Here is a 12292-nt window from a genome sequence, read left to right as displayed (position 1 = left end):
GATTTCTTTGTGGGTGGCATAGCTCTGATAAGAAATCTCTTTTTATATGCAGTATTTTTGAATGCTTTCTTTAAATGACTTGAATGTTTCTAAAAAAACTCACATATAAAAGCGAGTATATATGAAAGAATTCTCATTATTTGTTAAAATATACACAATGTACCGATAATCGTTATAGGTTTAATAAAAAAGGGAGAATATGTCTTAATCGTCCTAGACCAATATGTTTAAAAGGAAAGAATACATGGTTTGCTGGCAAATGAAATTTTTAAAACTTTGAAAAATGAGAGCTTAATGAAGAAGAAAGAAATATTTGAGATTGAATTATTTCATACATTGTGATAAAATTACCTTGTTAAAAAGATTTGTGAAATTATTAATTAGTCATTAGGCTTTTTATTCATTATTCAGTTTATAAAAATTTAGAGAGGTTGATCGAGATGGAAGAGAATATGAGATATACAGCCAAAGATTATTTAAACAAAGTTTTAGGAGGAACAGCTTCAGGGATCGTTATTGGACTGATTGCTAATGCTATACTAGGTTCTGTTTTTAAAGCCCTTATTCCATACGGTTCTGTATTTGTATTATTGTCAAGTGTTGTTACGATTATGCAATTTATTACTCCAGCTATTATTGGTGTTCTGGTAGCCATGCAATTCAAAATGAACGGAATGGAAAGTGTCATTATAGGAGCTGCAACTTTTTTAGGGTCAGGGGCTTATAAAGTCACTGAAGCAGGAGTACAATTAGTGGGGATCGGTGATTTGATCAATGTGATGATCGTCTCAGCTATCGCTGTATATGTGACTCGTTTACTGCAAGGTCGATTAGGCTCATTGACACTGATTCTTATGCCGATCATTGTGGGAGCAGGGGTAGGAACGATTGGTTTGATCATACTTCCTTACGTCGGCATGGTGACTTCTACTGTTGGGAACTTGATCAATAGTTTCACAACGTTGCAACCATTGCTGATGACTATTTTAATCTCGGTAGCATTTGCTATTCTTATTATTTCGCCTATCTCAACAGTAGCGATCGGAATTGCCATTGGTGTTGCGGGATTAGGAGCTGGAGCAGCTGCAGTTGGAGTAGCCGCTTGTACTGCTATCTTGGTTATCGGTTCGTTACGTATCAACCAATCTGGAACAACGTTAGCTATCTTACTGGGTGCGATGAAAATGATGATCCCTAATTTGATCAAATACCCTAAAATCATGGTGCCTATTGTATTAAACGCGATCGTTTCAGGGATTGGAGTGTACATGTTAACGATTCAAGGAACACCGCAAACAGCAGGTTTTGGAATCGTCGGTTTAGTTGGACCAATACAAGCGTTTAATATGGGAAGTAGTTTGGTAAGTGTTGCCTTAGCATACTTTATCATACCTTTTGTAGGAGGCTTCTTGATCGACATACTGTGCAACAAAGTGATGCATGTTTATGAAGATGAAATTTTTAAATTTATTCCCGCTTCAAATTAATTTATAATGAATCAGATAAAGATTATTGGAGGATTTTAGAATGAAAATAGCAATTGCAGGTTCAGGAGCTTTAGGATGCGGATTTGGTTACATGATGCAAAAAGGCGGAAATAACGTTACACTATTAGATTTTTGGGAAGACCATATTAAAGCGATTCGTGAAAATGGATTATCTGTTACCTTAAATGGAAAAGAGGATACTGTTTCTATTCCCGTCGGAAAACCCGATGAAATCAAGGATACATTTGATGTAGTCTTTATCTTCACAAAATCAATGGGTTTAAGACATATGTTGGAACAGATCAAACACCTGTTAACAGATGATACTAAAGTAGTTTGTTTATTGAATGGGTTAGGACATGCCAATACAATTTCAGAATATATTCCTAAAAAGAATATCATTATGGGAACAACTGTCTGGACTGGTGGAATCGACGCTCCCGGAAAGACTCATTTTATGGGAGAAGGCCCGGTTGAAGTTCAAAACGCTGATGAAAGTGAAGAACAAGGGACTCGTGAAGTCGTTAAAATGATGGCAGAATGCGGTTTAAATGGAGTATACAGTCAAGATGTACACTTTACGACTTGGCGAAAAGCGTGTGTGAATGGGACGATGAATGCTTTATGTTCTGTCTTGGATTGCAATATCAAAGAACTTTTTGAAAATTCTCAAACTGATGACTTGGTTTCAGGAATTGTAAAAGAATTCTCTCGTGTTGCTGAGACGGAAGGAGTACACCTGGATATAGATGAAACAGTGGCTTACTTAAAAGTGGTGGCCAAAAAAGTTGGTGAACACTACCCGTCGATGCACCAAGATTTATCGAATAAACGCCCAACTGAAATTGACTTCTTAAATGGTTTAGTTGCTAAAGAATCCGAAAAACAAGGATTTGAAGCACCCTACAGCAAACAAATCACTCAACTGATCCATGCTAAAGAAGATATCTTAGGAATCGAACGTTAAATAGACAAGGCAAGTCAGGAGATCATTCTCTGTGACTTGCCTTTTTTAATAGAATAGGGAAGGATGTTGCAAGTAACGCACATTATTAGGTAATCATAAAAAGTATGCGTATAATAGGAATAGAACTATTTTTTTGAAGGAGTGCGTGGTAAATGGCAAAATATAAAAGATTACCTGGTCATATCGGGATCATTCCAGATGGCAATAGAAGATGGGCACAAAACCAAGGCCTCGGTAAGCAAGAAGGTTACCAGCACGGGATTATGCCGGGTCTGGAATTGTACCATTTGGGATTAGAATTGGGCATCAAAGAAATGACTTTCTATGGTTTTACAGTGGATAACACCAAACGTCCTTCAGAACAAACGAAAGCTTTTCAACAAGCCTGCATAGATGCTGTAAATCAATTGAAAGACCGAGATGCCGATTTATTGGTCATCGGTAATACAGAATCAAAAATGTTCCCTGAAGAGTTGCTGCCTTATACCAAACGGACTAAATTTGGCAAGGGGTTGATTAAAATCAATTTCCTGGTTAATTATGGTTGGAATTGGGATTTGAATTACCCTACTCAACAAGCCGATTTTGATCCTAAAGAAGATATCGTGAAAAAAATCGCTTCTTCAGAAATCTCTCGAATGGATTTAATTATTCGCTGGGGAGGAAGAAGAAGACTAAGCGGCTTTTTACCAACCCAATCTATTTACTCAGATTTTTATGTTGTCGATGAGCTTTGGCCTGATTACAATATTGAACAAGTGCACAGTGCTTTGAAATGGTATCAAGACCAAGATATTACATTAGGCGGATGATGTATCTAAAAAGGGTTGCCTCAAAAATGAGGCAACCTTTTTTGGTAAAAAGAATAGCGTCAGAGCCATTTGAGTCGATTTAAAGCCTCAAATGTCGCTGAGATCCTGTATCAGAACCATTTGGGATGATAGAAAAGTACCGAATGTCGCTGAGAGCGCACATCAGAGCTATCTAGTCTAATACTAATTCAATGAACCTTACTTGAAAATAAAGAGCTAACCTTTTTACGTTACACGCGCAAAAAAAAGAGACTGCCACCGTTATTCACGTGGTGGCCGCCTCTCTATGAAAATACTAATATTTCTTCTTAGGGTGACGATCGACTGCTTCAGGATGTTTCACTAAGATATGCTTACCTGCTTCGGTCAGAACATAACCTCTAACTTTAAAATGCGGGGCAATCTGTTCTTCAGTTAATTGTTTCCGACTCAACTCTATTAATTCAGATTTTTTCAACTTAGAATAACCCGTTATTTCCAATTTTTTTAAAATGGCTTTTAATTGAGCTGCATTCAGATGATCCAAAGAGTCCATTGCGGAAAGTTCTGCCGCATATTCTTTCTCTAAAACTTCGTCTAGAGCTTGAGGGCCATTGATACCGTAGTCGTATTCGAAATATTTCGGGTAGACACTTATATTGGTAAAAGTGCCAAAATTGATACGCCACAATAAAATCAAGTGTCCCGGTAAAAGGTCTTCTTCGTAACGAATCATGTTGCGTTTAGGAACCAATTTTTCAGAGCCGATCTCGGCCAAATCCAACCACTCTTCTAGATCACGTTTTGGAGAGATGTAAGGAACTTCTGCATAGTCATCATAAAGAGAGAAAATGTGTTGTACGAATGGATCTTCTAGGTTTAAATGGCTGTTTTGCTTCTCAATGTTATGTGTGTTCATAAGAGGGAGCTCCTTTTTGAGTAGTTTAAGAATCAAGTCATGTTTGATGAACAACTGATCATTCTTATTTTATCTCAATTAAGAGCACTACACAATCAAATCCAGAAACCGTAGAAGTGACTATCGAAAAAATCGGGACATTGAAAAATAAATTTGTCTAAAGACCTACTTTCAACAAGAAAAAAATCATCATTTAGACCGATGCCATTCCATGTAATTTTTTCTATAATGAATAGTGTAGTCAATAGAATAGCGGTATTTATAGAGGAGAAGAGTATGCATGAAAGTATTAGGAAATGTAGTTTGGTTCATTTTAGGCGGGTTTATCAGTTTTCTGTCATGGGGAATTTTAGGAATTTTATGGTCCATTACGATTGTAGGGATTCCAATCGGTAGACAATGTTTTAAATTTGCTAAAATGGCGGCGGCCCCTTTCGGAAAAGATATTCGCTTCAGTGACAGCGGAACATCCTTGTTCATCAATATTATTTGGTTAATACTTGGCGGTTTTGCAATTGTTGGGGAAGAAATCGTATTAGGAATTATTTTCTGTATGACCATCGTGGGGACTCCTTTTGGGATGCAACACTTCAAGCATGCCAAGTTAGCCCTGTTACCAGTCGGTTCAGAGATTTACCGCACATAATGAAATAAAAAAATAAACCCAGCAGGGAAATGAACATTCATTTCCCTGCTGGGTTTTGACGATTATCCTTCAAAATCGAAAGAACCACCTAGATTTTTTTCAAGAGCTCGTTTGTACACTACACCTGCAATAGCAACATCCATCGCGCCAGTTCCGATAGGGATACAAATTGTAATGTCATTGGACAAGTCGCCGGCAGATGTTTTTTCAAGAGCCAGTTCGCCTAATGTGGTGAAAATATTGTCTTCTGATAATTTGCCTTCATTCGTCAAGTGTTTTAAAGCGCCGCGGTGAAGAGCTTGTTCGACATGATCAACAATGATTTTATCTGCTTTCAGAATCAAGTCGTCTTCGATTTCTTGGAATGAACCCAGAGGAAAAACAATCGTTCCAGGTTTGACCCACTCAGTTTTGATGATCGGTTCTTGAGCTGGAGTTACGGTAATCAACACATCTGCTTGACTAGCTTCTTCTGCATCATCAACAACGCGAATCTTTCCACTGACGACATCTTTCATATCCTCTGCAAATTTTTCTGCAGACGAACGACGATGATTCCAGACGATCAATTCTGAGATATCAAATAAATTTGAAATAGTAAGAATATTGGTACTAGCTTGCATACCTGCACCGAACATTCCTATAGTAATAGACGGTTTTTTGACTAAATAGCGTAACGCATTCGCTGTTTGTGCTCCTGTACGCATATTGGTGATATAAGCTCCATCTAAAGCAGCTGTAAAGGTGCCTAAATGAGGATTGATGAGCAGAATCATAGCTGTAATGTAAGGAAGATCGGCTTTTTTACGCTCTCCTAAAAAGCCGCCGACCCACTTCAATCCGGCAATATCCTGCCATCCAATGTAAGCAGGCATGGCGTTCATAAACCCTTCATAGGAAGGGAAACCACCCGTTTCTCCTAAATCTAATGTTAATTTAGGAGGATTGATGACCGTTCCGTCACCGAGACCTTGGAATGTTTTATGTACAATATCATTAAAATCTCCAACATCTAATAATTCTTTGATCGTACTTTGATTGATTAAAAGTGTGTTCTTTTCTTCCAGAATAACTCCTCCTTTTTAATTCAGAGAAAAGGTTCTCCGTAAAAATGATAGAAACTGTATGCTACATTCGACTGCTTTTTGTATGTGTTGCATAACACCTGATGTGTCTATTATAGCATGGAAATGGTAAAGCTAATGGTATTTTTTTTAGACGGCCGAGGACCCGTCTGCTCAGCGTATCGTCTAGTTGAAATAAAACACCTGACTCCATCAACCGAGCCCATTTACCAAATGAATCCTTCGACTAATAGAAAGAGATTCCTTATAATAAGGTTAAACGAAAAAGGAAGGAGATTGCAGCAATGGTAGAAACATTTGATATCGCAGAAAATGCACCGTTTCCAAATAATTCGTTACCTGTTTTATATTATCCTGGTGTAGTGAAAGAATTAGTGCACTCTGAAGACAGAGGGCAAAACGTACAAGCCTTTTTAGAAAAAAACGGCTATTCTAATGGATGGGTAGGCGGCATTTTTAAGTACCATCATTTCCACTCAAATACGCATGAAGTATTAGCGTGCATTTCTGGAGAAGCCAAAGTTCAACTAGGCGGACCGGATGCGGAAGTGTATCCTTTTAAAACCGGAGATGTGGTATTGTTGCCAGCTGGAGTAGCCCATAAATTGATCGAATCCACAGATGATTTTCAAATTGTCGGCGCCTATCCGGAAGGTAAAGAACCGGACATGCAAACTGGTGATGAAGAGGACTATGAAGCAATGAAAACTAGGATTTCCCGTCTGGGTATCCCTCAATATGACCCGGTTGAAAAAATACAAGGGGGAGTCATAGAGTATTGGGATAAATTTATCATCCATTAACAAAGGTTTTGAGGAGGAAATAGACAATGGGAAAAATTCAAGAAATTATTGCAGATACAACATGGGAATTGGTTTCTTTTCAATCAGAAGATAAGAATGGAGAAATTATTTATCCTCTTGGAAAAAACGCTAAAGGTTTTATTCTATTTACCTCCGAAAATCGAATTTCTGTTCATATTATGGCTGTGGTTAGAAATAAGGACACGACTCTTCAGTTTTTGACAGAAGCGGAAGAAAAAATGTCAGATTTAGGATATCACGCTTATACGGGCTCTTTTGTGATCGATGAAGAGAAAGAAATTCTGGAAACCAGCGTAGAAGTCAGTTTGATCTCTTCTTATGTGGGATCTAAGCAACCGCGTAAAGTGAAAACGGAAAATGGCAATTTATACTTAACAAATGTAAAACATCCAGAACGTCAATTAGTCTGGAAACCGGTAGAGAATTAAAGCAGATTTAGGAGCTGAGATGATAGTGTCTCAGCTCTTTTTTTAAATATTTTCCAATAATTACGCTCTTGCAAGTCATTGTCAGATATAATGGAATCAATAAAAGGGTCAACTAGCTTTATTTAGTTTTAAGAGTAATGAGTCTCAAAATTAAAGGAGAAGTGGCACGAGCATGAGTGGAAAACAACACGAAACAACATGGTCTTTAAAAGAGTTTACCAATCGGAAATTTCATATTCCAGAAGAAAAGACTACGATCAAAACCGAGATACTAGCTGGATTGACAAGTTTTATCTCGATATCCTATATTATTGCGGTCAACGCTTCTGTATTAAGTACGACAGGCATGGATTACAGCGCAGTAACTGTAGCAACAGTCTTCAGTGCTGTGGTTGGCTGTTTACTGATGGCTTTTCTAGCAAATTCTCCTTTGATCATTACACCCGGAATGAGCGATAATGCATTTTTTGCCTTTACATTGGTGGGGGCTTTTGGACTGACGAGTCCGCAAGCACTGACGGTAGTGCTGGTAGTAGGGATTTTGTTCACGCTGATTGCGGCCTCTAAATTAGCCCCTAAATTAGCTTCAGCCATTCCAGGTACCTTAGTTTCAGGTATGAGCGTAGCTATCGGATTTTTCGTTATGTTTCTAGGGTTGAAAGACGGTGGGATAATCGTAGGCAATGAGGGAACTTTAGTTGCTTTAGGAAATCTCAGTGAACCTCTTCCGTTAACAACTTTATTGACATTGCTGATCGCAGTCATTTTATTTGAAAGAAAAGTCCCTGCTAACTTTTTGATCAGTATCTTAGCGGGTACTTTGATCGGTATTGTCACAGGAGTCGTCAATCTGTCTGAATTAACGGATTTTTCATTTAGTTTAACCCCATTTTTAGAAGGAGTCGGACAATTTGATTTCAGCATCATGGCGACGCTTGATTTTTGGATAGCCGTTTTTGCACTACTAATGATGGTCTTATTTCAAAACTTGGGTTCGCAGCTCAGTATGCTGCCCGATCGAAAAAAGATGCCAAAAGCCTTTTTATCAAATGCGATTTCTACGTTAACTTCTGCTGTACTAGGGTGCAACTCGACTAGCACTACTGCTGAAGGTGCAACAGGTGTGGCAGCTGGAGGAAGAACCGGGCTGACCTCGCTGACAGCGGGTCTGTTATTTATTCCAGCTTTATTTATCCTGCCGATATTGACTCTTATCCCAATGAGTGCTGTTGCGCCGATTTTGATTATTGTTGGAGCAAGCATGATCCAGGGAAATATCAAAAAAATCCCTTTTGACGACTTCTCAGATGCCTTTCCAGCATTGTTTACGATCATCATGACCGTATTAACCTTTAACATTGCTGATGGCATAGCATTTGGCTTCATTTCATACACGCTTTTGAAAGTGGTCAAAAATGACACAAAAGAATTGACCGGTACTACCGTGTTGCTGTCTATTGTCTTTATTTTATACTTTGTACTGAACTTTATATAAAAGTCGAATCCCAGCTGAACGTGGTCTTGTTTTTAGAAAGGCTCGTTCAGCTGGCTTTTTTATTGTTTAATACTACTTTTCAAGCTTGTGCACATATTTTTTGAAGCGGAACTGCAGTGAGAAGGGCTTCAAATACTATATCGATACTCGCTTTTTATTTATATGGTACTTGATACCTATCTCATCAACCATATCATCAAATGACTGGACCACTTATGGTCCAAAATAAGCTCTCATCTACCATATCGCACCAAATGTTCCCGTGATATAGTCCTCGAAACACGCCACCCGCCCCAAGCACTACAACTTCCACCAAACTACTCACACATAATAGCGATAATTTCCCAGTACTTATTGCTTGATACACATTCTGCAACGATGGGCGAATCTTCCGCTCCAAAAAAGTTCCGCTACATCACTCATAAATATAAGCTATATTCATCCGTCTTAATGAAAATAAAAGATGATATTCACGAATATGGTGCAACAAAGCATTAGTAGCCAACTCCTGATGACCACAATTTGGAATTCCTTTTACATAAAGAGCCGTATGCTCTGATATGTCACACAATATCTTTGCCAGCTGCAGAAGTATGTTGGAAATTTTGCCAGAACATGGATTTAATTTGCAGAAATGAGTCGGTAACATAGTTTGCAGCAATATCCTTTTTGTAAAAAAAGAAAAATTGTTTAAGATCAAATAAAGATTCTTTAGATTTATTCAAATTCAATATATATTTATTGATAAACGATAAAAATGTGGTAAGATAACTTCAAGAAATATAAGGAGGCGTGTCTGATGAAAAACGGATCTACAATCTTATTAAAAATAGCAGTTGTATTGATGGGGGTGCCGGTTTTAGCATTAGCAGTTGTTTTATGGCTGCAGATTGGGACAGTGGCAATAGCAGAAGCTTTGAAGGGAGCTAGATTAGGGTATATTATTCTAGGGGTTCTGGTTGGAATGACTTTATCGATGATCCCTTATTATGCGTCATTGTATCAAGCATTTAAACTGTTAACATATATTGACCACGACAAAGCCTTTTCTTTATTATCTGTAGCGGCTTTAAAGAAAATCAAAAAATGTGCCCTAATCATTTGTGGTTTCTATATTCTGATCTCACCATTGGTTTTCGCTGTAGCACAATGGGATGATGCACCTGGTTTAGTCATTGTAGGAATGATACCAGCTTTTGCTGCATTAGTCGTTGCCTTGTTTGCTGCAGTTCTTCAAATACTTTTACAAAAAGCTATTGAGTTAAAATCTGAAAATGAACTAACAGTCTGAGGTGGAAAATATGGCCATTAGAATCAATATTGATGTAATGCTGGCGAAAAGAAAAATGAGCGTAACCGAACTTTCAGAAAAAGTAGGGATAACGATGGCGAATATCTCCATCTTGAAAAATGGAAAAGCCAAAGCAATTCGGTTTTCAACATTGGAAGCTTTGTGCAGAGCTTTAGATTGTCAACCAGGAGATATCTTGGAATACGCACTGGATGAATAAAAGTGGACACGGCAAGTCCGATGTTTGAAGTACATGGCAACAGAGATAGGTTCAAAAAAATAAAACCAGTGCGTCTCTTTATAAAAGAGAAAGGCACTGGTTTTAAATTTTTATACTTTTTCGTTGAAATTTTTATCTCTAATGATCAGCAGAATACCTGTGAAGTAAATCAACATTAAGAGAACAAACCAAATCACTCGAAAATTTAATACAGTTAAAATAATACCTACAGCAGCAAATAATAAAAGCCACAACTGTCTATTGTATTTATATACCTGATAAAGACCAAGCCAAAGGAGTGCCATAATAGCTAAAGCGATAAAGAGGTATCCAACCAATGCAGAATTATCGCTGGCACCATTGCCTACACCTAAAGTTAATTGAGTCAATCCATACATTAGGAGTGCTAGTAAGATAGAAACGATCGTATTAAAAATAGAGAGGATAGGGATTCCGATGATTCGCATATAGTCTACCACCTTATCGTTAATTGTCATCTTAATAATAGCATAAAGTAAAGACTACTCATATTATGAAGCTATTTTGTGGAAAGAATGCCTTTAAAATAAAAAACAGTCCTCTGCCTTTTAAAAAAGAGAGAACTGTTTTATGCAAATTAATACAGAATAATTATTCTACTGCAAATGTAATCTTTTCAGCGCGGTCAACTTCATCTAAGTTGACATCTGTTTGGCCAACTTCTAAACGATTATCTGCTACAAAATAGTAAACCTGAGTTTCAGTGATAGGTTCCATAGCATATTCAAAATCTAATGAATCAGATAACGCGACTTCTTCAAGAACTTCACCATCTTGAACTAAGAAAAGTTTATCTCCGCCTTCAAGGTAACCAGTTACTAAATAACTACCGTCTTCAGAAGGAGAAGAAGTATAACCAGCATCCATCCATTCCACACCAGAACTAAAATCCAGAGCTACAGATGAACGTTCATCTGCTGAACTGCTTTCGGTGATCTGGTTCATGATTTCATCAGGACTTGCTACAGTAGAGTCAGAGCTTTCAGAAACATCATCTGTTGTGTTGTCAGCCTCTTCATTGCCGCAAGCAAAAAGAGCAAGTGAGATTACTGCTAGTGGACCCATTAGTTTCTTTAACATATTTTATTCCTCCTCGTAATTTACCAAAAGTTAGTATATCACGATACTTATGCTAGAAAAGTAACTATGAGAACTAAAAACTTGATTTTTAGTTATTTTTAATGTGAAACTCATTTTAAGTGATTTGCGTTGGCAGCACTCTCATTCCATTAATAAGAAAACGGATAGTTAGAATATAGGAATAAAAATAATGAGAACTTTTAAAAGAAATATAAGTTGTATTCAACGAAATTAAATAAAAATGAGAAAGAGAGGTGATCAAGTTTCTACTATATTATAAAACGATAATTGGTGTAAAATGAAAGTAAATAGAATGTAAAAATAAACAAAAAAAGTATAAAAATACCATTGACGATTTTTTAAATCGATGATAATATATAGAAGTTGTCACGGCAACACGGCTTAAATAAAGCCAAATAAGAAAAAACAATTTCAAAAAAGTTGTTGACAAGCAATTGCTGCTCTGATATTATTAAGTAGTTGTCGCGGAGACGACGCAAACGAAATTAGACCTTTGAAAACTAAACAAAGTAAGACGAACCAAACGTGTAAGGAAGTTTTGGCAAGTGCCAAAACAAACAAATTAGTGAATATTTATTCGCTAGCAATCAATTAATGAGCTACAAGCATCATTAAAATAAGCAGACTTCGGTCTGCAACTTTTATGAGAGTTTGATCCTGGCTCAGGACGAACGCTGGCGGCGTGCCTAATACATGCAAGTCGAACGCTTCCTATCGGTGCTTGCACCGAGAAAGAAGAGTGGCGGACGGGTGAGTAACACGTGGGTAACCTACCTATAAGCGGGGGATAACATTCGGAAACGGATGCTAATACCGCATAGATCTTAATGCCTCCTGGCATTGGGAAGAAAGACGGCTTCGGCTGTCACTTGTAGATGGACCCGCGGCGCATTAGTTAGTTGGTGAGGTAATGGCTCACCAAGACGATGATGCGTAGCCGACCTGAGAGGGTGATCGGCCACACTGGGACTGAGACACGGCCCAGACTCCTACGGGAGG

General features: G+C 37.8%; 13 protein-coding genes and 1 rRNA gene. 10 read left to right on the top strand and 4 right to left on the bottom strand.

Going from position 1 to position 12292, the window contains the following annotated elements; translation table 11 throughout:
• Window positions 1-440: 440 nt before the first annotated feature.
• The 3 genes from ACEN4I_RS10730 to ACEN4I_RS10720 all read left to right on the top strand — a co-directional run bounded on the left by ACEN4I_RS10730 (window position 441) and on the right by ACEN4I_RS10720 (window position 3266).
• The gene (locus tag ACEN4I_RS10730) at window positions 441-1487 is read left to right on the top strand and encodes a PTS transporter subunit IIC (protein ID WP_407097658.1); all 1047 of its coding nucleotides are present in this window, start codon (window positions 441-443) and stop codon (window positions 1485-1487) included.
• 40 nt (window positions 1488-1527) lie between these two features.
• Window positions 1528-2454, top strand: a complete 927-nt coding sequence (locus tag ACEN4I_RS10725) for a 2-dehydropantoate 2-reductase (RefSeq protein WP_079650593.1) — start codon at window positions 1528-1530, stop codon at window positions 2452-2454.
• Between the two features lie 152 nt (window positions 2455-2606).
• Window positions 2607-3266, top strand: coding sequence for an undecaprenyl diphosphate synthase family protein (locus ACEN4I_RS10720; protein WP_407102955.1), 660 nt, complete (start codon window positions 2607-2609; stop codon window positions 3264-3266).
• 295 nt (window positions 3267-3561) lie between these two features.
• Here the strand turns inward: ACEN4I_RS10720 and ACEN4I_RS10715 are convergent, their stop codons facing one another.
• Complete coding sequence (locus ACEN4I_RS10715; protein WP_407102956.1) at window positions 3562-4164, bottom strand: hypothetical protein; 603 nt, start codon at window positions 4162-4164, stop codon at window positions 3562-3564.
• A 280-nt stretch (window positions 4165-4444) separates the two neighbouring features.
• Between ACEN4I_RS10715 and ACEN4I_RS10710 the strand changes: the two genes are divergently transcribed.
• Window positions 4445-4810, top strand: coding sequence for a YccF domain-containing protein (locus ACEN4I_RS10710; RefSeq protein ID WP_407102957.1), 366 nt, complete (start codon window positions 4445-4447; stop codon window positions 4808-4810).
• Window positions 4811-4872: 62 nt separating this feature from the next.
• Here the strand turns inward: ACEN4I_RS10710 and ACEN4I_RS10705 are convergent, their stop codons facing one another.
• The gene (locus tag ACEN4I_RS10705; RefSeq protein ID WP_407127746.1) at window positions 4873-5853 is read right to left on the bottom strand and encodes an ornithine cyclodeaminase family protein; all 981 of its coding nucleotides are present in this window, start codon (window positions 5851-5853) and stop codon (window positions 4873-4875) included.
• A gap of 326 nt (window positions 5854-6179) precedes the next feature.
• Here ACEN4I_RS10705 and ACEN4I_RS10700 point away from each other — a divergent pair, with 326 nt between their 5' ends.
• The 5 genes from ACEN4I_RS10700 (at window position 6180) to ACEN4I_RS10680 (ending at window position 10153) form a co-directional block, all read left to right on the top strand.
• A complete protein-coding gene (locus ACEN4I_RS10700) occupies window positions 6180-6698 on the top strand; it encodes a cupin domain-containing protein (RefSeq protein WP_407127742.1) in 519 nt (172 codons plus the stop codon).
• A 26-nt stretch (window positions 6699-6724) separates the two neighbouring features.
• On the top strand, window positions 6725-7147 hold the full coding sequence (locus ACEN4I_RS10695) for a lipocalin-like domain-containing protein (RefSeq protein WP_407097661.1): 423 nt from the start codon (window positions 6725-6727) through the stop codon (window positions 7145-7147).
• A 172-nt stretch (window positions 7148-7319) separates the two neighbouring features.
• Window positions 7320-8642 (top strand): NCS2 family permease, encoded by a 1323-nt coding sequence (locus tag ACEN4I_RS10690; RefSeq protein WP_407102959.1) that lies wholly within the window; start codon window positions 7320-7322, stop codon window positions 8640-8642.
• A gap of 799 nt (window positions 8643-9441) precedes the next feature.
• On the top strand, window positions 9442-9933 hold the full coding sequence (locus ACEN4I_RS10685) for a DUF2975 domain-containing protein (RefSeq protein ID WP_407102960.1): 492 nt from the start codon (window positions 9442-9444) through the stop codon (window positions 9931-9933).
• 10 nt (window positions 9934-9943) lie between these two features.
• A complete protein-coding gene (locus ACEN4I_RS10680) occupies window positions 9944-10153 on the top strand; it encodes a helix-turn-helix domain-containing protein (protein ID WP_407097664.1) in 210 nt (69 codons plus the stop codon).
• 110 nt (window positions 10154-10263) lie between these two features.
• Here ACEN4I_RS10680 and ACEN4I_RS10675 read toward each other — a convergent pair whose 3' ends face one another.
• Both ACEN4I_RS10675 and ACEN4I_RS10670 read right to left on the bottom strand, forming a co-directional pair.
• Window positions 10264-10620, bottom strand: a complete 357-nt coding sequence (locus tag ACEN4I_RS10675) for a hypothetical protein (protein WP_407102961.1) — start codon at window positions 10618-10620, stop codon at window positions 10264-10266.
• Window positions 10621-10783: 163 nt separating this feature from the next.
• Window positions 10784-11272, bottom strand: coding sequence for a hypothetical protein (locus tag ACEN4I_RS10670; protein ID WP_131832597.1), 489 nt, complete (start codon window positions 11270-11272; stop codon window positions 10784-10786).
• Between the two features lie 660 nt (window positions 11273-11932).
• Here ACEN4I_RS10670 and ACEN4I_RS10665 point away from each other — a divergent pair.
• Window positions 11933-12292 (top strand): 16S ribosomal RNA (locus ACEN4I_RS10665); the annotation flags it as partial.

The organism is Desemzia sp. FAM 23990, from assembly GCF_045528485.1.
Lineage (GTDB): Bacteria > Bacillota > Bacilli > Lactobacillales > Carnobacteriaceae > Desemzia.
This window is presented reverse-complemented; position numbering and strand designations above follow the sequence as displayed.

Coding starts and splice junctions, on each gene's coding strand:
- ACEN4I_RS10730 (WP_407097658.1), top strand. CDS start 441: ATGGAAGAGAATATGAGATATACAGCCAAAGATTATTTAAACAAAGTT.
- ACEN4I_RS10720 (WP_407102955.1), top strand. CDS start 2,607: ATGGCAAAATATAAAAGATTACCTGGTCATATCGGGATCATTCCAGAT.
- ACEN4I_RS10675 (WP_407102961.1), bottom strand. CDS start 10,620: ATGCGAATCATCGGAATCCCTATCCTCTCTATTTTTAATACGATCGTT.
- ACEN4I_RS10715 (WP_407102956.1), bottom strand. CDS start 4,164: ATGAACACACATAACATTGAGAAGCAAAACAGCCATTTAAACCTAGAA.
- ACEN4I_RS10680 (WP_407097664.1), top strand. CDS start 9,944: ATGGCCATTAGAATCAATATTGATGTAATGCTGGCGAAAAGAAAAATG.
- ACEN4I_RS10725 (WP_079650593.1), top strand. CDS start 1,528: ATGAAAATAGCAATTGCAGGTTCAGGAGCTTTAGGATGCGGATTTGGT.
- ACEN4I_RS10700 (WP_407127742.1), top strand. CDS start 6,180: ATGGTAGAAACATTTGATATCGCAGAAAATGCACCGTTTCCAAATAAT.
- ACEN4I_RS10710 (WP_407102957.1), top strand. CDS start 4,445: ATGAAAGTATTAGGAAATGTAGTTTGGTTCATTTTAGGCGGGTTTATC.
- ACEN4I_RS10690 (WP_407102959.1), top strand. CDS start 7,320: ATGAGTGGAAAACAACACGAAACAACATGGTCTTTAAAAGAGTTTACC.
- ACEN4I_RS10670 (WP_131832597.1), bottom strand. CDS start 11,272: ATGTTAAAGAAACTAATGGGTCCACTAGCAGTAATCTCACTTGCTCTT.
- ACEN4I_RS10695 (WP_407097661.1), top strand. CDS start 6,725: ATGGGAAAAATTCAAGAAATTATTGCAGATACAACATGGGAATTGGTT.
- ACEN4I_RS10685 (WP_407102960.1), top strand. CDS start 9,442: ATGAAAAACGGATCTACAATCTTATTAAAAATAGCAGTTGTATTGATG.